This is a genomic window from Hymenobacter glacialis, from assembly GCF_001816165.1.
In the GTDB taxonomy this organism is placed as follows: domain Bacteria; phylum Bacteroidota; class Bacteroidia; order Cytophagales; family Hymenobacteraceae; genus Hymenobacter; species Hymenobacter glacialis.
In genome coordinates this window covers 43452-63497 of record NZ_MDZC01000048.1, presented here as the reverse complement: position 1 = coordinate 63497, position 20046 = coordinate 43452, and the positions used below count along the sequence as shown (strand labels likewise).

Below are 20046 nucleotides of genomic sequence, written 5' to 3'. Positions count from 1 at the left end.
GAACAGGTGGAAACTCTTCAGCAGATTATAGCTAAAGCCCAGGATGAGGGTCTTAATCCTAAGGAATACCAGGTTAAGGACTTAAAAAAAATGCTGGCTTGGAGAGGGGGTCAGGGGGTGAGGTTACGCCGGGGGCGGTATCTGGCACCTCCTGCCCAAAATGCGCGTCATAAATCCCGCTCACCAGCCCCAGCTCCGCGTGCCGCCCACTCACCGCCTCGAAAAACGAGTTGTTGAAAACCACAATCTCCCGCGCCGACCGGTAGTTCATCTGCAAGGCCCGGGCCTGCAGAGCGGGGTCCAGCGTTTCGTAGCGCAGCCGCAGCAGCTCGCGCATTTCTTCGTCGCGGGCTCGTGCTACCAGCGCGGCCGTATTGCCCTGGTGCAGCCGCAGAATTTGCTCCATCTCCCCGCCGCGCCACCGGTAAATGGCCTGCTTGGCATCGCCCACGGCCAGGCTGGAATGCCCGTTGGCCAGCGTGTTTTCCACCAGCGGCAGCAGGTTGTTCCATTGCAGCACCGAGGTATCCTGGAATTCGTCAATCAGAATGTGCTCGTACCGCTCGCCCAACCGCTCGTACAAAAACGGAACCGGCTCGGTGAGCACAATGCTGGCAATGCGCCGGTTAAACTCCGAAATCAGCACCACGTTGCGCTCCAGGCTGATTTGCTCCACCAGCTTGTTCAACTCGCTCAGCAGCGAGACATGAAACAGGTACGGCTGCATGGCCGTGAGCAGCGTGTAGTTCGGCAAATACTCGGTGCGCATTTTATCCAGCGTGGCCATTAGGGCCGTCAGTGGCTCGCGCACTGCATCCACGCGGGCCTTGTCGGCGGGCGATTTTATTTTTCCGCCGTGCCATTTATCCTCGTTCAGGGTTTTGCGCACGTAGCTGTTTGGCCCGCCATCGGCTTGCAGCAGCGCCACGCCTTTCTGCACGTATTGGCCGATGCCTGTTTTGCCATAGTACAGGTCGTCCACGCGCACGTCGGCCTGCTCCAGAATGGCCGCGCCCACCTCCTGCGTCTGCGCAAAGGCTGCCTCAATTTCGCCCCGGCGCGTCCGTATCTGCTTGTCCAGCCGCCGGAAATCGGCCAGGCTCAGCTTGCCCAGTTGCGCCACCGCCTCCTGCACCGTCTCATTAAATAGCACCCGCCCGAAGCCCGCCAGCTCCTCCGGCAGCCGGCTCCAGCTTTTGCCTTCCTCGGCCTGCCCCAGCGCGTATTCCGCCAGCGTCTGCGAGAGCAGCTTGCTGTTAGGGTCGCGGTTCACCTTGTCCAGCAGCGCCGCCACGGCGCTTTGCAGCACCGCATCGGTATCCAGCTCCACCTCAAACGTGGCCGGCAGCCCCAACTCCCGGGTAAACGCTGTCACAATCCGTTGCACGAAGGAGTCAATCGTGCTCACTCCAAAATCGGCATAATGGTACAGCACCAGTCGGAACGTGGCCGCTGCCCGCCGCTGCACCTCGGCCGTGGGCAGTTTCAGTTCCGCCGCCACCTCAGCCAGCAGGCCATCTGTTTTGCCCACCTTCGGGTAAGCAAAGTCCCGCAGCGCATCCACAATGCGGTGCTTCATTTCCCCCGCCGCATCGTTGGTGAACGTAATGGCCAGCACCCGCTTAAAGTACGCCGGGTCATCGGCCCCCAGCGCCAGCAGCAGGTATTCTTTCGTTAGTTGGTAGGTCTTGCCGGAGCCAGCGGAAGAGGAGTAGATGCGGAAGGAAGCAGGCATGTATATTTGAGAGAAGGATTTGCGTCCAATAAATTTTAGAAGAAAATGGAAAATAACGATAGATACTCTGCGGTCGAAATATTTGAGATATTTAAAGAGGAGCATCGATTGTGCAGCCCATTGGACTTCATGGCAGATTCCACATATGAGCTTACACCTAATTCTCTGATTTGGGAATGGAGAGAAGCAAGAGACTTATTAGGATGGGAAAAGCTGTCGGCTTACCTGAATAAGGAGTTCAGAATTGACGTTTTAAAAAGTGAGTGGCAAGTATGCTTCGAGCCTGATGATGTCAGAACAATTATGGACGTATGCAACATGATAGCATATAGAGCAACAAGACACGTCTACCCCAAGCGGAGGCTATTGGGTCAAGAGTGTCTAACCGCATCAGTGTTCCTCGGCATTAAGCAAAACCTACTTAGGAATGGGGTTAATGTATTTGACATGCGGCCCTCATCATTAGTTGAACCTTATTTGCTCAAATATTTTGGCCCAGTGATGGAGGAAGTTTTATTGACAGGTACAAAGGTTTTTGACGAGTTAAGCTATTCGACAACCCGAGTTAAAAGGCCTAATCCTAATTGGTTTGAAAAACTGTTCTGGCCATGGAAGAAAGTTGAAAGGATGGATACCGGAACTGTAAAAACATTTCGGGATTTAGTTAACCGAATCTGTGAATCGGAAAAGGTGCTTTTGCTTTTCGGTGATTAATTTTCTAAGGCAGCAGCCAGCTCACCATCTCCGCCGTCACGCGCACAGGCCGGCCGCTCTTCGGGTCGAGCAGCACCCAAGTGGTTTCGGCCTCGCACAGCAGCACGCCATCACTGGCGCGGGTGAGGCGGGTGTAGCGCAGCGACGTGGCCCCACTGGATTCTCCCACCCAGGTAGTGCCGCGCAGCGTCTCGCCCGCAAAAGCCGATTGCAGGTAGCGAATCCGGTGCTCGCGCACCACCCAAATGATTTTTTCCTGAAATTCCTCCGGGCATATGCTGAGCCAGTGCGCCCCTGATACATCCTGTACCCAGCGCACGTATTCCACGTTATTGGCGTGGCCCAGCGCATCAATGGCGCTGTCGGGTACCTGAAATTCGTGTGAAAAAGCGTGGGCGGGCGCGTCGGGCATACTGTATAGGTAGGGAGGATACCGGGCAAAGGTCGGCATCCGTTGAAAAAAATATCTATCGACTTGGTGATTTGGATTTTCTGCCTATCTTTGACGCAACCTAAGAAACCAAGCCACGGTGGCCCAAAAGCTTAGGGAAACTCCACAACACAACCACCATGCCCACCGGAACGGTAAAATTCTTTAATGAGACCAAAGGCTTTGGTTTCATCAAAAACGACGAAACTGGCGAAGACATTTTCGTACACATCAGCGACCTGCAAGTAAGCTCGATTCGCGAAAACGACAAAGTTCAATTTGAAGTAGCTCAGGGCAAAAAAGGCCCGAACGCTGTTAAAGTATCGCTGGTTTAGTCCTGCCTTGACTTTGTAATAAGAAAGCCCGCCTTTGGCGGGCTTTTTTTTGTGCCCGGTTATTCGTCTGTCATCCTGAGCCTGCGAAGGACCTTATCCGGCAAGAACGATTTTTGAGGACTGAGGAATAGTATGCTGTAGCAACTAAACGCTCAATAGTCGTGCAGTGGTGATAAGGTCCTTCGCAGGCTCAGGATGACAAATAGTGTTTTGATTTATTCCTTAGTTAGCTTTTTCCAAATAAAAACCCTACCTTTGCACCCGCATTTGAGGACGGCCCTAAGTCCGCGCAAGCCTAAGAGAGGCATAACGCATTGGCCGCATAGTTTTTTGGTTGTTTTTCCCGCCTGATTGTGACAAGGTAGAAGGAGGGGAAACGTCGCTGAGTACGGCTGTTTTCGGAGCGAGTCTCTTACCCCTTTACCTTTTTCCACATTTATGGAAGCTGAAAAAATTGTTGTTCGTTTCGACGAATTGAACCTCTCCGAGGAAGTACAACGCGCCATCACCGAGATGGGATACGAGGAAGCCTCGGCCATTCAGGCTGCTGCTATTCCCGTGCTGCTCGCCGGCAAAGACGTTATCGGCCAGGCCCAGACGGGTACCGGCAAAACCGCTGCCTTCTCCATTCCCGCCATCGATAACATCGATACCGAGAGCAAAGACGTGCAGGTATTGGTGCTCTGCCCCACCCGCGAGCTCGCGGTGCAGGTGTCGGGCGAAATCCAGAAGCTGGGCAAGTACAAGCGTGGCCTAATGGTGGTTCCCATCTACGGCGGCAGCCCTTACGACCGGCAGCTCCGCGCCCTGGAGCGCGGCGTGCAGATTGTTATCGGTACCCCCGGCCGCATCATGGACCACATTGAGCGTGGCACCCTGAAGCTGGAGAACACCACTAAAATCATTCTGGACGAAGCCGACGAAATGCTCGACATGGGCTTTCGCGACGACATCGAGTTCATTCTGAGCAAGATGCCGAAGGAGCGCCAGACGGTGTTCTTCTCGGCCACGATGAGCAAGCCCATCATGGAGCTCACCAAGAAGTACCAGCGCGAGCCGCAGGTAGTGAAGGTGAACCACAAGACGATGACGGTGACCAACATCGAGCAGAGCTACTTCGAGGTGCGCGGCCCCCAGAAAAAGGACGTGCTGACCCGCATCCTCGACATGTACAACCTGAAGTCGACCATCGTTTTCGCCAACACCAAGCGCATGGTGGACGAAATCGTGTCGGACCTGCAAGCCAAAGGCTACTTCGCCGAAGGCCTGCACGGCGACATGGGCCAGCAGCAGCGCCAGAACACGCTGGATAAATTCCGCAAGTCGACTATCGAAGTATTGGTTGCGACCGACGTAGCCGCCCGCGGCATTGACGTAGACAACGTGGAAGCCGTATTCAACTACGACCTGCCCGCCGACGAAGAATATTACGTGCACCGCATCGGTCGCACGGGCCGCGCTGGCAAGTCGGGCCGAGCCTTCACGTTTGTGAGCGGCCGCGACATTTACAAGCTGCGCGACATCATGCGCTTCACCAAGGCCGACATTAAGTTGGCGCAGGTGCCGTCGTTTGCCGATGTTTCGGAAGTGAAAACCACGCTGTTCCTGAACCAGATTAAGGAAATCGTGGAGAAGGGCAACTTGGAGAAATACGTGGGCCGCGTGCAGCGTCTGCTCGACCAGAGCGAGGAAATTACTTCGCTCGACATCGCCGCCGCGCTGCTCAAGATGACCATGAAAGAAGACAAGAGCGCGCAGCAGAGCCTCGACGCCAGCAAGGCCGCCGGCCAGGCGCGCCCCGGCTATACTCGCTTGTTCGTGACCATGGGCAAAAAGGACCGGATTCACCCCCGCGACATCGTGGACCTGATTTCGGAGTCGAGCAACCTGACCGGTGCCAAAGTGGGCGACATCGCCCTCTACGACAAGTTCAGCTTTGTGGAAGTGCCCTCAGAGTATGCCAATGAAATTGTGGAGAAGCTGGGCCGCACCAGCATCCAGGGCACGCCGGTTAGCTTCAGCATTGCCACTCCCGTGCAGGAAGGCGCAGCCAAAGAAGAAGGCTTCAACCGCACCGGCGGCGGTGGTCCCGGCGGTTTCGGCGGCGACCGCGAGCGTCGTCCTTTCAGCGGCGGCGAGCGTCGTGAAGGTGGCTACGGTGGTGGCTACAAAGGCGGCAACCGCGGTGGCAGCAGCTACGGTGGAGGCGAGCGCCGCGAAGGTGGCAGCGGCTACGGCGGTGGCTACAAGGGCAACCGCGATGGCGGCGACCGCCCCAGCTACGGCAACAAGCCAGCTTATGGCAACCGCGAAGGCGGCAGCGGCTACGGCAACAAGCCTAGCTACGGCAACAAAGCCAGCTACGGCGACAAGCCCAGCTATGGCAACAAGCCCAGCTACGGCACGCCCCGTGAGTACGAAACACGCCCTGCTCCACGTACTCCCCGCAATGAGAGCTTCGACGAATAGTCAACCAATAATTATTCTATAAATCGTTTGGATTACCCAGCAGTGACTGTTTAAGTGAAATTATAATATGCTATTCAACAAAAAAGCGCTCAATTAGAGCGGCTTTTTTGTTGGGTACAAAGTCGATTTGAAGAATTACTTCGACGAATCGCGCAGGGCTTTGATGGTATCGTGGGCTTCTTTCACGCCCTGGTACTGCTTTTCAATCACCGACTTAACGGCGGAAGGCAGGTCCTGGGCCTTCAGGGCGGTTTGGTAGGCTTTCACGGCGTAGTCCTCGCCGCGCTCGCACTCATTGAGTACGGCCTTGCTGTCTTTGCTGGTGATAGCGGCTTTCAGGTCAATCCAAGCGCGGTGTACGGTAGCAGCTACCGAGCCGCTCTCGTCGGGCTTGAGGTTCATTTTGAACATCTGGTCCTCGATTTCGGTGATGTATTCCGAACGCTGGGCCGCGTACTTTTTGAAAGTTTCTTTCAGCTTGGCATCCTCCACGTCGGTCATGGCGTCGGCATAGCCATTTTGGCCATCCTTGAGGGTTTCTACCAATTCGTTGAGCAGGGTTTGGGTTGCTTTGGCTTCCATTGGAAAGGGAGTAAGTAAAGTTGAAAAATTATTCCCTGCTTTACTCCCTGCCCGCAGCTAAGGTTACAACCGGGCGGTGGGTGCCGCGGCCAGCGCCTGTCCAGCCAAATAGCCCGTGGTCCAGGCCGCCTGGAAGTTGAAGCCGCCGGTAATGCCGTCGATGTCGAGGACTTCGCCCGCAAAATGCAGCCCCGGCACGCGGCGGCTGCCCATGGTTTTCAGATCAACCTCTTCGAGCGAAATGCCGCCGCAGGTCACGAACTCGTCTTTGTAGGTGGTTTTGCCGCGCACGGCCAGCGGATACCGCAGCAGGAGTTCCAGCAGGCGGTTCTGGGTTTTGGCCGGCAAGTCGCTCCAGCGGGTGTCGGGGGCCACGCCGGCCTGCTCGGTGAGGCTGCGCCACAGGCGCTGCGGCAAGCCGAATTGCGGATTGGCGGCCACGGTTTTCTTGCCGTTTTCCTGGCGAAACTGCTGCAGCCAGGCGCGCAGGGTTTCTTCCGTAAACGTGGGAATCCAGTTCACCAGGGCCGTGCCCACGTAGCCCAATTCATTCAGCCGCCGGGCACCCCAGGCCGAGAGCTTGAGCACCGCCGGGCCGCTCACGCCCCAGTGCGTAACCAGCAGCGGGCCTTCGTACTGCAGCTTTTCGCCGGCCAGCACCACCCGGGCCTGGGGTACGCTCACGCCCATCAGCTCGCTGAGGGGGGAGTTGGGCACGTTGAAGGTGAAGAGCGACGGCACGGGTTCGGCCACGGTGTGGCCCAGGGCGCGCAGCCAGTCGTAGTTGGCGCTTTTGGGGTTGCCGCCGGTGGCAATAAGCAGGCGCGTGGCGTGCAGCGTGCGGCCGTGCCGGGCCGTGCCCGCGCCGCTGAGCTGCAGGGTGAAGCCTCCGGTGGAGGTGGCCTGAACTTCGTCGACCCCCACATTGGGCAACAGGCGTACACCGGCCCGCCGCGCGGCTTCTTCCAGGGCTTGCGCAATGGTTTCGCTGGAGTCGGTGCTGGGAAACATGCGGCCGTCGGCCTCGGTCTTGAGCTGCACGCCCCGACTGGCAAACCAGGCAATGGTATCGGCCACGCCAAACTGCTGGAACGCGGCCTTGAGCTGCTTGCTGCCGCGGGGGTAGTGCGCCACCAGCTGGGCGGCCGTGTCGCAGGCGTGCGTCACGTTGCAGCGCCCGCCACCCGAAATGCGCACTTTGCCGAGGAATTTGCCCGTTTTTTCAAGTAGTACCACCTGAAGCGCGGGGTTGGCTTCGGCGCAGGCAATGGCCCCAAAAAAACCAGCCGCCCCGCCGCCGAGCACGGCCACGAGGGGTTGAGCAGCATCAATTTTCACGGTGCAAAGGTACAGCAGGACGGCGGGCTGCCGGCCGGGCTAGCAGGAGGCCAGGGCCGCCAGCACGTCGTCGTGCTGGAATTGGTAGGGCACCATGCGGCGGACTAGCTCGCTGTCAATAATTTTGCCGCTCACCCCTTTTTCTTCCTTAAACGTGGGCGCTTCCAGCTGCAGATAGGCGGCGGCGCTGGGGTAAAACACCCGCCGCAGCGGGTGCTGGGCCGCGCACACGTTAAAGGTGTGCCCCCAGGCCTCGTGTTTGATGATGCCCGAGAGCACCCCCACGGCATCGGTGAGGTGCAGCAGGTTGACGGGCGCATTGCCGTTGGCCAGGTCGCGGCGGCCGGCCAGGAAGCGGCCGGGCGCCCGGTCGGGCCCGATGAGGCCTCCCAGCCGCACCACCGTGCTTTTCCACTGCCCGTAGCGGGGCACAAAGTGGCCCTCGGCGCGGAGCACGTCGGAGGCCGCGTCGCGGGTGCTCATCGCATCGCCTTCGCGCATCACGCGCGCTTCATCGGGGTACACGCTGGTGGAGCTCACAAACAGCACGTGCTTGGTGCCTGCCGCCGCCACCGCCCGGTGCACGGGCCGCAGCAGGGCGGGGTAGGTGCCCGCCGAGGCCGCGCGGGGCGGGACGTTCAGAACGAGTACATCGGCTTGCTGCAGCAATTGCAGGAGCAGGGCTTCGGCGGAAGCGCCGAAATCGGTGCCCAATTGCAACAAATACGGCGTAATGCCCGCGGCTTCCATGGTGGGCAGGAGGCCGGGCGTGGTGGTGGTGCCCAGTACCGGGTGCCCGGAGGCAGCGAGCGAGCGCGCCAAGGCCATGCCCAACCACCCGCACCCGAGCACTAACACAGTGGGGGAGGAGGCGCCCGACGCAGTGCCCGCAGAACTAGCGGAAACGGAACTGGTCATAGAAAAAATATGCGTTTGTACAGTTTAAGAGCACGAAGGTGCGAATAAAATGGGTAATACTATATTCAGGGCTGAGCTATTTATGTCCATTTATAGACGGGCTTGGTTGAATTGCGCACCGGCGGGCTTGTACCTTCGACCAGCGGGCCAAGCCGCTTTTTTCCACTCCACACCTGTTTTTCCGCATGAACAATCCCTACACGCAACCCATGCTACGCGACAACGCCCTGGCTGGCAAAACGGTCATCGTTACTGGTGGCGGCACCGGTCTGGGCCGGGCCATGACCACCTATTTTCTCGAGTTAGGTGCCAACGTGACCATTACCAGCCGCAAGCTGGAGGTGTTGGAGAACACAGCCGAGGAGCTCCGGCAGCAAACCGGCGGCAAGGTGCTGGCCATTGCCTGCGACGTGCGAAAATACGACCAGGTAGAAGCCATGCTGGAGCGCACCATTGAGGAGTTTGGCGGCGTGGACGTGCTGCTGAACAACGCGGCGGGCAACTTCATCAGCCCCACGGAGCGGCTCTCGCACAAGGCGTTTGATGTGATAGTGGACATTGTGCTGCGCGGCTCCTACAACTGCACCCTGGCCGTGGGCAAGCGCTGGATTGCCGACAAAAAACCCGGTACCATTCTCAACATCGTTACTACGTATGCCTCGGTGGGCTCTGCTTACGTGGTGCCCTCAGCGGCGGCAAAAGCGGGGGTACTGGCCATTACCCGTTCGCTGGCAGTGGAGTGGGCCAAGTACGGCATTCGCTCGAACGCCATTGCTCCCGGCCCTTTTCCAACCGAGGGCGCGTGGAGCCGGCTATTCCCGGAGCCATTGGCCAGCAAGCTCGACCCCGCCGCCAGCGTGCCGCTCAAGCGCGTAGGCCAGTACCAGGAACTGGCCAACCTGGCCGCGTATCTGATTTCTGATTTCTCGGCCTATGTCAACGGCGAAGTGGTCACCATCGACGGCGGCGAGTGGCTCAACGGGGCCGGCGAATTCAACAAGCTGGAAATGCTCACGCCCGAGATGTGGGACCAGATAGAGAAAACCATGCGCCGGTAAGGGGAGCGTAGTAATTGCAATTAGCGCAATACTAGAAAGGGGCCACTTGTTCGGTACAAGTGGCCCCTTTCTAGTATTGCGGCTAAATCAAAACTTGTAGCCTTTGTACTCTTTGCTGAATTCCTCCAGCGGGATAGACTGGTTTACTACAACGTCCGAAAACTCAAATTTTTCGAATAACCCTTTGTCGTCGTTCACCTGTACCATGGTGGGTAAATACGTTTTAGGGTCGACGCAGACGGTGGTGCGGCGGCCGTAGGCATTGGGCACTTGCAGTACTTTGCCTTCGGGAATCTTCTCGCCGATGGTGAGGCCATTGCGCTCAATAACGCGGTATTCGCCGCAGCCAAACCGGTCGGCCACGGTGGCAATGGTTTCGTTTTTGCCGGCTTTGTAGCTCACGTAACGGAATTGCGGATAGTCGGAGCGCAACACGTGGCTGGTGCGGCCGAGGATGGTGGTGTCGCCGGTGTAGCGGAAGGAGCGGCTGAAGTTATCGTTCTGACGCAGGCCGGTGGTGCTCAGCAAGTCGGAAATGGTGCCAAAGCCGGCCTGAAGCGCGGTGTGGTGCTGGTTGCCCCGCATCAGCTTGCCGTTGGGGTCCAGGCTGATGGTAATGTAGGGAAAGGAGGCAGGATACACCCACGCGTCGCCCCCGTTCTGCCCGCTCACCCACAGCACTTCAACTCCTTTTTGGTTTTTAATGTAAATCCGCAACGGCTTGTAGCTGATTTTCATCATGCTTTGGGCCCGGTTGATACCAGTGCCGATACGTTCCTGCGCTTTCACGTTGCAGCGCAACGTTTTCAGGTTTTCGATGGCGCTGCTGAGGCGGGTGGTGAGCTGTTCGGTGGAGAGGGTAGGCGGTGCGGGAGCCGGAGCATCGGCTAACGCCAAGGCCCCAAGCGGAAATACTACGCGAAATAGACTTGCAGTAAAGGGAAATAAAACCAGCATAGACAGGGAGGCAGAAGGAAATTAAGCAGATTAAATTATCGGCTGCAATAGTTGGTTATTCCACACCAGTAAAGTGAAATCTGCAGCCAGACGCTCAAAAATAATCAGCTAATCAATTTCCACGCCATGAAAAAACGGGTACAGGTCAATCGGCCGTATAGCCGCCTGCAGTGCACTGCTGAATGGGTATGAAAGCCGTTTGAGTAGCATTTGAAAAGCACCATGGCGGAGCACAGGTAGCCCGGCAATGTCTGCAAATACAGTGATTTCCGTGCACAATGAATTAGGGCTGCCGCCACCCAAGTCCGTCCTTGCTGCAGGGCTCTCTATGAATGGCCCAGCTCTGCAACGCTGGGCTGCGCGGCGTCGCCCATGGCGGGGAGGGCGGCTTCATCGGGCCGGGCGGGAGCTGCGCGCTCGATGGCGGACTGGCCCCGGCCGGCGTCTTCCCAGTCCCGGAAGCGGGATATTTCCGTAGAGAAACGCCCCATAAACCAACCAATTAAGCTCAGGTCATCCAGAAAGCCTACTACGGGAATAAAATCGGGGACGAGGTCGATGGGCGACAGCACGTAAAGCAGTACTGCGAGGCCCGTTGCTACAGTGCTTTTAGATATCTCGCGGTATTGGCCGCTGATAAAACTGCGCACCATGCGCACGAGGGTGAGGGCAACGTCGAAAAGCTGCCGAAACTTATTGGTGGTGTTGCCCTTTTCCGCCAGCTTGTCAGCGGCCTCGTTGAGGATGGTAACTACTTTAAAAGGGGTGCCCAGCAGCTTGGTAGCGCGGCCTAAGAAAACGTTGAACAGAACGTTTTTAGAAATTTTAAGGCCTTTGTCGGTGAATGAAGACATGGAGAGGAAATGGAGTTGAGTCAGCTCCGCATTACGCGCAACGAATCCTTCGCGTTGTTTAGCTTGCGGCCTTCCGCTCGAAAAAAGGCGTGGTGCCGCCCACCCAGTCCTTGTCTTTATTGAAGTCCACGCCAATCATCTCGCCGCGGCTCAGCCGGCACAAGCCCGTGAGGAGTTGGGGCCGGGCCACACCTTTGGGCCAGATGTAGAGCAGGCGAATCTCGCTCTTTACCAGGCCATCGGGCGATTGTACCACGGGCTCGTACACTACTTTGCGTTGCAATAGATAGTTCTGCTTGTCTGGCAATGAAGCAAGCTCATCGGCGGTTACGTGCAGGCGCACACCGGCCCCGGCAAAGGAAAACAAGGGCTTGAGCACGTAATTGTGCAGGTCATCGGGGTAGGTGGTGAGCGCCGACAAAAAGTGACTGGGCGGTACAAAAGGGCCTTGCAACAAGGGCAGGGTGTACTTGCTAATGCGAAAAAACCAGTTGGGGTGACCCACCCAGGTCACGTCAACATCCTGCGTTAAATTAAAGGATAAATCAAGCTCGGGGTGCCGGGCTAATTCATCGAAAATAACACGGTTATAAATGCGTTTTATTTTAATTAATTCACCATTATTCTCGTAAAATAATTCCCGCCCGATACGCTGCACTTGCGTGATACAGACGGCTTTAACACCCCATAATTTATTAGATAAAAAGAAATCAATTCGCGTCTTCTGCTTATCTGGAAACAACTCCAATAATATTACCTGCTCAGCTGGTTCGCCGGCCAGAATAAACTGGCGCATCTGCTCCTGATACGACTCGAAATCAGCAACCTCGATAAACGGGCTGACTGCGTCGGAAATGGGGTAATACTGGCGAAATACGCCGGGCAGCCAGGATTGAAAGGCGTACAGGGACGGAAATCCCTGCATTTCGATTAATTGCGGTTCCAACTCGCCGTTCGTATCGCGGCAAACGGCAAAATCGAAGGTGAGAAATTCGGGCCGGTCGTCTTCGTTGGGCACACGCTGGTGCGGGGGAATGGCTCCTTCGGTCAATTCCTTGAAATCGGGCCGCTCAATTACGCTGATGATGCTTTTGCCGGCCGCAATTAGCTTATCGCGCAACCCGGTGGGCACAAAAACCGGCGTTTCCGCCACCCGGAAATCAAGCTGTCCCGGCAATTGCTGGTCAATGTCGGCCAGCATGGCCTGGTAAGTAGCCGGGCTAAACGCGGCGTTGAACTTATGGCGGTGTTCCGGAATCATAACGCGAAGGATTGGTGGCCGCGCGGGCGGTACTTAAGCAGCCGTGAGCTGCCCCAGCTGGGCCAGGGCACGTCGCAAAAAGGTGGGTACGATGACCGATTCGGTCCGTTCGATGGTTTCGGGGTCGGCGAGCAGGTGCACCATCTCCTCGTATTTATCAGTTCCATAAGTGGTTACCACCTGCTGCTTGCGCTCGTCGGTGAGCATGTAGCGGAGCATGCCTTCTCCGTCGGCTTCGGGATGGAACTGCGAGCCGAAAACTTCCGGCGTAAAGCGAATGGCCATTACGGCACGTTCCAAAGGCACGTGGGGGCGTTCTTTCTCTAAGCACAACACCTCGGCGCCCAACTCTTCCAGCCGGGCTTCATTGAGCTGAGTAAGCTGGTAATCCCGCGAATCCACAATAAAGAAGGGGTCCTCGAGGCCCTGCAGCACGGGTTCGTGGCGGCCGGCCGGGGTGAGGTGCACCGGCAGCACGCCGAACGAAGTGGACTTGCGCCGGCTGATTTCGCCCACGCCCAGGTGCCGGCTCACCAACTGAAAGGAATGGCAGATGAGCAGCAGGTGCTTTTTCTGGTCAGAAGTGCGGTTGTGGTCCAGCAGCGAATCGATGAACGCGAAGTAAAGCGGCTCCCAGGCTTCATCGGAGGCCAGGGGGCTGCCGGGCCCGCCGCTCGAAATATAAAGGTCATACCCCAGGTCGGGCAGGGCGTTTTCGGCCCGTACGTTAAAGGTGTCTACCTGAAAATGCAGGCCATTTTCGGCCGCGCCACGGGCCAGCAGCTGCCGAATGCAGCGCATGCCTTCGTTCGGCGCGTTGTTGTACATATCCAGAATGGCAATGCGAATAGTATCCATAATAAAGCAACAGGGGTAACAGCCGGCCAAGCCGGCAAATAATAAAAGCTAAGCAGTAGCCCAGGCAAAAAAAAGGCAACGCCAACCGGAGGGCGGGCGTTGCCTGCACAAAGGTAATTTATTTACAGGCCGTGGGCCGTTTCAGCGAGAATGTAGTCGACTACCTTGCTCAGGTCACCGGTTTCGCGGAACACCCGGAGCTGGCGGTCGGCGCCGGTACCCATTTCCATCATCTTCAATACGTATTCTACCTCGTGGCGGCTACCTAAGTCGTCCACCACGTCGTCTATAAAGTCCAGCAGCTCCAAAATCAGCTGGCGCGTGGGTATTTCCTCCTGTTTGCCGAAGTCAATCATGTTGCCGTCGAGCCCGTAACGGGCGGCGCGCCACTTGTTCTCTTTAATAAGAGCACTGCGATAAACGCGAAAATTCAGGTTCTGGGACTTGAGCTTGTAGATTTTGGCCACCAACGCCTGCATCACGGCCGCCACGGCTATGGTTTCGTCGGCCCGCATCATCATGTCGCAAATTCGGTATTCAATGGTGTCGAAGAACGGGTGGAGGCGAATGTCCCACCATATTTTCTTGCCGTTGTCGATGCAGCCGGTCTTGATGAGCAGCTGCAAAAACTCGTCGTAGTCGCTGGCGCTGTGGAAGTAGCCCGGAATGCCCGTGCGCGGAAACCGCTCAAATACCTTAGTGCGAAACGACTTATAACCCGTTTGGCGGCCTTCCCAGAAAGGAGAGTTGGTGCTGAGGGCAAACAAGTGCGGCAGGAAATAGCGCAGCGTGTTCATCATGTACACGCCAATCTCCCGGTTTTCGATGCCCACGTGCACGTGCATGCCAAAAACCAGGTTGGAGCGGGCAGCTTCCTGCAGTTCCTCCACAATTTTGTCGTAGCGCACGTCGGGCGTGATGGGCTGGTCTTGCCACCGGGAAAACGGGTGCGTGCCAGCGGCCCCAATTTTTAGGTCCTGCTTGTCGGCCAGCTCCATCACCTGGCGGCGCAGGTGGAACACCTCGGTGCGGGCCTCCTCAATATTGTGGCAAATATTGGTGCCCACTTCCACCACCGCCTGGTGCATTTCGGCCTTCACCTGCTCGCGCAGGGTCATGCGGCCGCCCTCCACTATTTGCGACAGGTGGGAGCGGAGTTCCCGGGTTTCGGGGTCAATGGTCTGAAATTCTTCCTCGATGCCGAGGGTAAACGCGGGCATGGCCATGGACGGAGTGAGCTGAGTGAGAAAAATAATAAGCCTAAGGTCCGGCGCGCGAGCCCACGCACCGGACCACCAAGCGTTCAGGTGCTGTTACCCGGCCTTGTCAGCTTTGGGCTTTTTGGCAGCGGTTGCTTTGGGTGCGGCGGCTGCGGCGGCCGCCTTGGGAGTGGCTTTGGGGGCAGCTTTGGCAGCAGGCTTCTTGCCGGAAGCTGGTTTTGCTACCGTGAAGTGGGTGTCGTGTGCGGCGGCGCGGTGGGGGTGCACAAACGTGCCCCAGGTGAGGTTGTCCTGGCCGGGTTTATGGGCCTGGGCGCGCGCAATGGCCATGTTGGCCGCGGCTTCCACCACCCATTCAAAGTTCTGCTCACCCACCGAGTTGATGTCGGCATCGGGCGCGGGGTTGCCGAAGTCAATGGCAATGGGAATACCGTCGCGAACTGCAAATTCAACCGTGTTGAAGTCATAGCCCAGGCCTTCGTTGAGCTTCAGCACGTAGTCCTTCATGGTGGCGAGTAGCTTTTCGCCGGCCTCGCCGGTCGTTTTCATCTCGGTGGCGTAGCGCAGGTGCGGCTCGTTGCGGGGCTCGTAGGGCATGATGAGCACCTCGGTGCCGCCAATGCAGTAGCAGCGGAAATAGTCCGTGAAGTCGATGGACTCCTGGAAAAGCATCACCAGCTGGCCGGTTTCGGCATAGGCGCGGTAAAAATCGTCGGGCGAATGCAGCTTGTATACGCTTTTCCAGCCGCCACCCGAGTGGGGCTTCATGTAGGCCGGGAAACCGATGTGCTGGAAAGCCGCCTCCCAGTCCATCATCGACAGGTTGCGAAAGCTGCGCTCGGACGTATCCGCAGGCCGCTCTTTGCTGGGGAGCAGCAGGGTTTTGGGCACGGGCACGCCAAGGCGCACGGCCAGGGCATTATTAAAGAATTTTTCATCAGCCGACCACCAAAACGGGTTGTTGATGACGGCCGTGCCCATGAGGGCCGCGTTTTTGAGGTAAGCGCGGTAAAACGGAACGTCCTGCGAAATCCGGTCCACGATAACTGCGTAGTCAGAGTCCACGTGCTGCTCTACCTGGTCTATTTTCACAAACTCCGCCATAATGCCCTCCGGGGCTTTCTGGTTGATGCGGTCGATAAATGCCTGGGGGAAGGTGTTTTCCTGTCCGAAAAGAATGCCGATTTTTTTCATTGCAAAGGGTGCTTGGGTGTGGTAAGAGGATGAATGAGTGGAGGAAAAGGCAGCCGCATTCTGGTTAGAAGCCGGCACGGTGTGGCTCTGGCTCCGGTGTGCACAGCATGGGCGTGAAAACCCACGCGAGGCAGCCCCGGAAAAGCCCTGATAGACCCGCCTGCCCCGATGCCGCCTAAATTGTGCTGAGGTACTGCGGAAACATTTCGCGCCACACGGGCCAGTCGTGGTCGCCGAAGGGCTTCACGTCCAGCGTGTGGCTGATGCCTTTTTCGCTCAGAATACGGGAAATGTCGAAGGTGGAATTTTTGCAGAAGTCATGTTCCGCCGTGCCCAGGATGATGTTCATCCAGTGGAAATGCTCGCTTTGCGCGCCGGGCAGGTACTCGGGCGGGTTGTTGAAATACACGTTGTCGTCGTGGTAGCCGTCCATAAACTGCCGGATGTCGAAAGCGGCGCCCATCGTGAAGAGGTGCGCGACCTGGTTGGGGTGGCGGAAGGCAAAATTCAGCGCCTGGTAGCCGCCAAAGCTGCAGCCTGCCACGCCAATCTTGTCCACGTTGCACTCCTGTTGCAGCATGGGCACCAACTCGTCGCTCAAAAACTGGTCGTAGAACCCGTGGTTCTGCACCCGAATGGAAGGATGCAGGTGCTTGGCGTACCATGAAAACCGGTCGACGCTATCGATGCAGTACAGCTTCACGCGGCCAGCTTCTATCAGGGGGCGGGCCGCCTCGATGAGCTTAAAGTCCCGGGCTTCGTTGTCGTGGCCCCCCGAAGTGGGAAAAATGACGACGGGGAAGCCCCAGGTGCCAAAAACCAGCATGTCAATATCCTGGCCGAGGTGGTGCGAGTAAAAACGACGGTGTTGTTCGTGCACGGAGAAGGCGGATTAAGGTGAAGGGCTGTTGGACTAGTTCCTGTACGGCAAACTAGTAAAAAATAACGGGCTCGCCATATTCGGCCAGTTTTAAGGCCACTTGCCTGCCAACTCAGGCGGGTGGCGTTACTTTGTTAGATGCTTCATGATGCTTCCAGCCCTTCCGCTTTCCCTGCCGGCACCCGATTAGTGCGGGAAGTGCTGGCATCCAGCTTCTTGGCGCGCGATGTGGAGCTGAGCATCCTGCTGCCGCCCGCCACCACGGCCGCCCGCCCCGAGTACCCCGTGCTGTACCTGAACGATGGGCAGGACCTGGAGCGCCTGCATTTTCAGGCCACACTCGATAAATTGTACGCTGCCCACGCCGTGTACCCCTTTATAGTAGTGGCTGTGCACGCCAACGAACAGCGCGTGCAGGAATACGGCACCGCAGCGCACGCCGATTTCAACGGCCGCGGCGGCCTGGCGGGCGCCTACTCCCGCTTTCTGCTGGAAGAGTTGCTGCCTTTTGCGCAGGCGCGGTACCAGGCATCGGCCAATCCCGCCCACGCCGTCATGGCGGGCTTTTCGCTAAGCGGGCTCTCGGCTTTTGACGTGGTTTGGCATCATCCCGAAGTATTTGAGCGGGCGGGCGTTTTTTCCGGCTCGTTCTGGTGGCGCCACCGGGCGGTGGGCGCCGGCTATACCCCCGCCGACCGCATCATGCACGGGCTGGTGCAGGCCCGGCCGCCGCACCCCCGCCACCGATTCTGGCTGCAAATCGGCACGCTCGACGAGCGCAACGACCGCAACGACAACGGCGTTATTGACTCCCTGGAAGACTGCCTCGACCTGATTGATGCCTTGGTAATGGGCGGAATGGATGTCAACCAAGCCATTCGCTACGTGCAGGTAGAAGGCGGCCATCACCACCCCGACACCTGGGGCCGGGTAATGCCCGACTTTCTGACGTGGGCGTTTGGGCAGGAGGGTAGCACTGCCGCGCTGCCGGCGCCTCTGCCCGTGGTGCGCCTGCACCTCGACCCCGCCCTGGTCCCAGCCATTGTGCCGTCAACTGCTGCCCCCGCCGTTGCTGCTGCTGCGCCGCCCCTGGTGCTGGCGCCTACGGTTGGGGCGGTTTTGCCACCTGCTGTTCCCATTATTTCTCATTTGTACACGCCAGCCATGCCCATTTCGCGCCCCGTCGACGGCGACTTTCTGCCCTACGCCGGCAGCTACATCAACCTTGTGCCCGAAGGCACCGACCCGCGGGAAGCCCTGCAGACCCAGACCCAGGCCATTCAGGAAATCTTTTCTGGCCTGACCGAGGAGCAGGCGGAGAAATCCTACGCCCCCGGCAAATGGTCGCTCAAGGAAATGCTGCTGCATCAAATAGATTCCGAGCGCGTGTTCGGGTACCGCGCCATGCGCTTTGGCCGGGGCGACAGCCAGGATTTGCCGGGCTTCGACCAGGACGAGTACGTTGTTTACAGCGGGGCAAATAGCCGCTCCGTGGCCAGCCTCCTGGCTGAATACGAGGCTACCCGTGCCGCTACCCTGGCCATGTTCAATAGTTTTACCGACGAGCAGCTGGACCGCCGCGGCACTGCCAACGGCGGGCCCAACACCGTGCGGGCGCTGCTCTTTATCGTGCCCGGCCACGAGCTGCACCACCTCAACATCATCCGGGAGCGGTACCTGCCCATTCTGTAAGATTTCCGCAAAACTTCTACCTTCGCCCGGCACAACGCACCGGCCACCCCGCGCGTCGGCAATTCATCATTTTAGCATTTACTAACCTAACCCTTCTTTTCAATCATGGCCAAAGCACAAGACGCCCGCAAAGAGAAAAAGAAAGAACCCGTTAAAACCACCAAAGAGAAAAAAGCCGAGAAGGACGAGAAGAAGGTTGCCCGCGCCCGCAAGCAGGAGTAGACCACGGATTGGCGTGGATTTAAATGGATTTCACGGATTTTTGGACGATTAATTCGACCTTAAAATAAGAAAAGGCCACTCCTGCGAGTGGCCTTTTGTATGATGCCTGGCGAGCGAAACCACCCCGTGTCAACTACAAAACCCGTGTGAATCCTGCCAATCCGTGGTCAGAGGGTATAGTACGGCTCTTTTTCCTTGTCGTGGTGGCGGATGTAGCCGTGCAGCACCAGCTTGATGAGGGTTTGAAAGGCCCGACGTTTGCCAAAATTCACCAGTTTCATGTACTGGCCCAGCGTGATGCGCGGGTGCGTACGCAAATACTCCAGCACGGCCAACTCCTGCCGGGTGAGCGGAATGGTTTCGAAGCGGGAGTCTGGCTGCTGGCGCCCCAGTACTTTTTCGGTGAGGCCGCTGGTTTGCACGCTGGCATCGTGCACGCGCACGTAGCCGCGCCAGTCGCCGGGAGCTACTTGGGCGCGGTGCGGCTTGTTGGCGCTTTCGGGCACGGTTACTACCAGTACGGTGCGGCCGTCTAATTCCAACTCGTTGAACTCTAGCGTGGTGAGGGCTGGCTCTACGTAGTGCCGGGCGGCCTCGTGCAGCACATACCGTTCCTCTTCCGCATCGCGAATGCCCACAATGCGGCCGGCATCGTCGACGCCCACCAGCACCTGGCCCCCGCGGGTGTTGGCCAACGACACCAGGGTGCGGGAAATGCGGGAGGGGTGGGTGGTTTTCTGTTTGAATTCCAGCGCTTCGCCTTCGCCGCGCGCAATCAGCTCAACTAAGTCCATGGCCTAGTATACGGCGGTCGCAAATAAAAAATGCCGCCTCCGGTGAGCGGAGGCGGCATTTTTGTGGTTTACTGTGGCCACTGAGCGGCCGCAGCGGGACAGTGCCTAGAAAGGCAGGTCGTTGTCGTCGTCGCTGGCGATGGGCGCTGCCGAAGGCTGAGCGCGCAGCGTGGGGTTTTGGTTTTGAGCCGCGGGGCGGGGAGCCGCCTGCTGCTGGCCACCGCCGAAGCTGCCGTTGCCACCCGAAGCCGACTCAATCTTCCAAGCTTCCAGGTTGGTGAAGTACAGCATCTGGCCGTTTTTGTTGAAGCCACGGCCGCGCAGGTTGAAGGTAACCTTCACCTCATCACCCATTTTGTAGGGGTCGATGAGGCTGGTTTTGTCCTGAACCATTTGAAACTTGATATGCTCGGGATACTGGCCGTCCTGGACTTCGAGCACGAACTCGCGCTTGCGGAATTTCTCGCTTACCTGCTGTTCGTCAAATATTTCGTGCAGCCGGCCGGTTACGTCGTATGCCATAAAAGTAGGGTGT

19 protein-coding genes are annotated in these 20046 nt (G+C 57.9%); 5 read left to right on the top strand and 14 right to left on the bottom strand.

The window, feature by feature from the left end:
- Positions 1-73: 73 nt before the first annotated feature.
- Positions 74-1735: a UvrD-helicase domain-containing protein gene (locus BEN48_RS06240; RefSeq protein ID WP_070733745.1), complete on the bottom strand. Its 1662-nt coding sequence runs from the start codon at positions 1733-1735 to the stop codon at positions 74-76.
- A 45-nt stretch (positions 1736-1780) separates the two neighbouring features.
- Between BEN48_RS06240 and BEN48_RS18670 the strand changes: the two genes are divergently transcribed.
- Positions 1781-2449, top strand: coding sequence for a hypothetical protein (locus tag BEN48_RS18670; protein WP_070733744.1), 669 nt, complete (start codon positions 1781-1783; stop codon positions 2447-2449).
- A gap of 4 nt (positions 2450-2453) precedes the next feature.
- Here BEN48_RS18670 and BEN48_RS06230 read toward each other — a convergent pair whose 3' ends face one another.
- Positions 2454-2861 carry an acyl-CoA thioesterase gene (locus tag BEN48_RS06230; protein WP_070733743.1) on the bottom strand — a complete coding sequence of 136 codons (408 nt, stop codon included), beginning with the start codon at positions 2859-2861 and terminating at the stop codon, positions 2454-2456.
- Between the two features lie 158 nt (positions 2862-3019).
- Between BEN48_RS06230 and BEN48_RS06225 the strand changes: the two genes are divergently transcribed.
- Both BEN48_RS06225 and BEN48_RS06220 read left to right on the top strand, forming a co-directional pair.
- Positions 3020-3214, top strand: coding sequence for a cold-shock protein (locus BEN48_RS06225; RefSeq protein WP_035564390.1), 195 nt, complete (start codon positions 3020-3022; stop codon positions 3212-3214).
- 438 nt (positions 3215-3652) lie between these two features.
- Entirely contained in the window at positions 3653-5683 is a 2031-nt protein-coding gene (locus BEN48_RS06220; protein WP_083320811.1) for a DEAD/DEAH box helicase, read from the top strand.
- 135 nt (positions 5684-5818) lie between these two features.
- Here BEN48_RS06220 and BEN48_RS06215 read toward each other — a convergent pair whose 3' ends face one another.
- The 3 genes from BEN48_RS06215 to BEN48_RS06205 form a co-directional block, all read right to left on the bottom strand.
- Positions 5819-6265: a PA2169 family four-helix-bundle protein gene (locus BEN48_RS06215; protein WP_070733742.1), complete on the bottom strand. Its 447-nt coding sequence runs from the start codon at positions 6263-6265 to the stop codon at positions 5819-5821.
- Between the two features lie 63 nt (positions 6266-6328).
- Positions 6329-7603 (bottom strand): BaiN/RdsA family NAD(P)/FAD-dependent oxidoreductase, encoded by a 1275-nt coding sequence (locus tag BEN48_RS06210; RefSeq protein WP_241502193.1) that lies wholly within the window; start codon positions 7601-7603, stop codon positions 6329-6331.
- Between the two features lie 39 nt (positions 7604-7642).
- Positions 7643-8521: a Rossmann-fold NAD(P)-binding domain-containing protein gene (locus tag BEN48_RS06205; RefSeq protein ID WP_070733741.1), complete on the bottom strand. Its 879-nt coding sequence runs from the start codon at positions 8519-8521 to the stop codon at positions 7643-7645.
- Between the two features lie 185 nt (positions 8522-8706).
- On the opposite strand from BEN48_RS06205, the gene BEN48_RS06200 reads away from it, so the two are divergent.
- Positions 8707-9579, top strand: a complete 873-nt coding sequence (locus BEN48_RS06200) for an SDR family oxidoreductase (RefSeq protein WP_070733740.1) — start codon at positions 8707-8709, stop codon at positions 9577-9579.
- A gap of 87 nt (positions 9580-9666) precedes the next feature.
- On the opposite strand, the gene BEN48_RS06195 is transcribed toward BEN48_RS06200, so the two are convergent.
- From BEN48_RS06195 to BEN48_RS06165, 7 genes are all read right to left on the bottom strand, one after another.
- Complete coding sequence (locus BEN48_RS06195) at positions 9667-10476, bottom strand: DUF1571 domain-containing protein (RefSeq protein ID WP_158010112.1); 810 nt, start codon at positions 10474-10476, stop codon at positions 9667-9669.
- A 386-nt stretch (positions 10477-10862) separates the two neighbouring features.
- Positions 10863-11390, bottom strand: coding sequence for a YkvA family protein (locus BEN48_RS20160; protein WP_070733738.1), 528 nt, complete (start codon positions 11388-11390; stop codon positions 10863-10865).
- Between the two features lie 58 nt (positions 11391-11448).
- The gene (locus tag BEN48_RS06185; RefSeq protein ID WP_070733737.1) at positions 11449-12651 is read right to left on the bottom strand and encodes a hypothetical protein; all 1203 of its coding nucleotides are present in this window, start codon (positions 12649-12651) and stop codon (positions 11449-11451) included.
- Between the two features lie 33 nt (positions 12652-12684).
- Positions 12685-13509, bottom strand: coding sequence for a type 1 glutamine amidotransferase (locus tag BEN48_RS06180; RefSeq protein ID WP_070733736.1), 825 nt, complete (start codon positions 13507-13509; stop codon positions 12685-12687).
- A gap of 122 nt (positions 13510-13631) precedes the next feature.
- Positions 13632-14729, bottom strand: a complete 1098-nt coding sequence (locus BEN48_RS06175) for a carboxylate-amine ligase (RefSeq protein WP_070733749.1) — start codon at positions 14727-14729, stop codon at positions 13632-13634.
- Between the two features lie 93 nt (positions 14730-14822).
- Positions 14823-15923 (bottom strand): ATP-grasp domain-containing protein, encoded by a 1101-nt coding sequence (locus BEN48_RS06170; protein ID WP_070733735.1) that lies wholly within the window; start codon positions 15921-15923, stop codon positions 14823-14825.
- Positions 15924-16098: 175 nt separating this feature from the next.
- Positions 16099-16749: an alpha/beta fold hydrolase gene (locus BEN48_RS06165; protein WP_394330924.1), complete on the bottom strand. Its 651-nt coding sequence runs from the start codon at positions 16747-16749 to the stop codon at positions 16099-16101.
- Between the two features lie 192 nt (positions 16750-16941).
- Between BEN48_RS06165 and BEN48_RS19650 the strand changes: the two genes are divergently transcribed.
- Entirely contained in the window at positions 16942-18495 is a 1554-nt protein-coding gene (locus BEN48_RS19650; RefSeq protein ID WP_241502192.1) for an alpha/beta hydrolase-fold protein, read from the top strand.
- Between the two features lie 389 nt (positions 18496-18884).
- Here BEN48_RS19650 and BEN48_RS06155 read toward each other — a convergent pair whose 3' ends face one another.
- Positions 18885-19511: an AlbA family DNA-binding domain-containing protein gene (locus tag BEN48_RS06155; RefSeq protein ID WP_070733732.1), complete on the bottom strand. Its 627-nt coding sequence runs from the start codon at positions 19509-19511 to the stop codon at positions 18885-18887.
- Positions 19512-19616: 105 nt separating this feature from the next.
- Positions 19617-20033, bottom strand: a complete 417-nt coding sequence (locus BEN48_RS06150) for a DUF3127 domain-containing protein (RefSeq protein ID WP_070733731.1) — start codon at positions 20031-20033, stop codon at positions 19617-19619.
- Positions 20034-20046: the final 13 nt, after the last annotated feature.

What these genes read in the sequence shown, in the direction of transcription:
- BEN48_RS06240 (WP_070733745.1), bottom strand. Translation starts at nt 1,735, where the DNA reads ATGCCTGCTTCCTTCCGCATCTACTCCTCTTCCGCTGGCTCCGGCAAG.
- BEN48_RS18670 (WP_070733744.1), top strand. Translation starts at nt 1,781, where the DNA reads ATGGAAAATAACGATAGATACTCTGCGGTCGAAATATTTGAGATATTT.
- BEN48_RS06230 (WP_070733743.1), bottom strand. Translation starts at nt 2,861, where the DNA reads ATGCCCGACGCGCCCGCCCACGCTTTTTCACACGAATTTCAGGTACCC.
- BEN48_RS06225 (WP_035564390.1), top strand. Translation starts at nt 3,020, where the DNA reads ATGCCCACCGGAACGGTAAAATTCTTTAATGAGACCAAAGGCTTTGGT.
- BEN48_RS06220 (WP_083320811.1), top strand. Translation starts at nt 3,653, where the DNA reads ATGGAAGCTGAAAAAATTGTTGTTCGTTTCGACGAATTGAACCTCTCC.
- BEN48_RS06215 (WP_070733742.1), bottom strand. Translation starts at nt 6,265, where the DNA reads ATGGAAGCCAAAGCAACCCAAACCCTGCTCAACGAATTGGTAGAAACC.
- BEN48_RS06205 (WP_070733741.1), bottom strand. Translation starts at nt 8,521, where the DNA reads ATGACCAGTTCCGTTTCCGCTAGTTCTGCGGGCACTGCGTCGGGCGCC.
- BEN48_RS06200 (WP_070733740.1), top strand. Translation starts at nt 8,707, where the DNA reads ATGAACAATCCCTACACGCAACCCATGCTACGCGACAACGCCCTGGCT.
- BEN48_RS20160 (WP_070733738.1), bottom strand. Translation starts at nt 11,390, where the DNA reads ATGTCTTCATTCACCGACAAAGGCCTTAAAATTTCTAAAAACGTTCTG.
- BEN48_RS06185 (WP_070733737.1), bottom strand. Translation starts at nt 12,651, where the DNA reads ATGATTCCGGAACACCGCCATAAGTTCAACGCCGCGTTTAGCCCGGCT.
- BEN48_RS06180 (WP_070733736.1), bottom strand. Translation starts at nt 13,509, where the DNA reads ATGGATACTATTCGCATTGCCATTCTGGATATGTACAACAACGCGCCG.
- BEN48_RS06175 (WP_070733749.1), bottom strand. Translation starts at nt 14,729, where the DNA reads ATGCCCGCGTTTACCCTCGGCATCGAGGAAGAATTTCAGACCATTGAC.
- BEN48_RS06170 (WP_070733735.1), bottom strand. Translation starts at nt 15,923, where the DNA reads ATGAAAAAAATCGGCATTCTTTTCGGACAGGAAAACACCTTCCCCCAG.
- BEN48_RS06165 (WP_394330924.1), bottom strand. Translation starts at nt 16,749, where the DNA reads ATGCTGGTTTTTGGCACCTGGGGCTTCCCCGTCGTCATTTTTCCCACT.
- BEN48_RS19650 (WP_241502192.1), top strand. Translation starts at nt 16,942, where the DNA reads ATGCTTCATGATGCTTCCAGCCCTTCCGCTTTCCCTGCCGGCACCCGA.
- BEN48_RS06155 (WP_070733732.1), bottom strand. Translation starts at nt 19,511, where the DNA reads ATGGACTTAGTTGAGCTGATTGCGCGCGGCGAAGGCGAAGCGCTGGAA.
- BEN48_RS06150 (WP_070733731.1), bottom strand. Translation starts at nt 20,033, where the DNA reads ATGGCATACGACGTAACCGGCCGGCTGCACGAAATATTTGACGAACAG.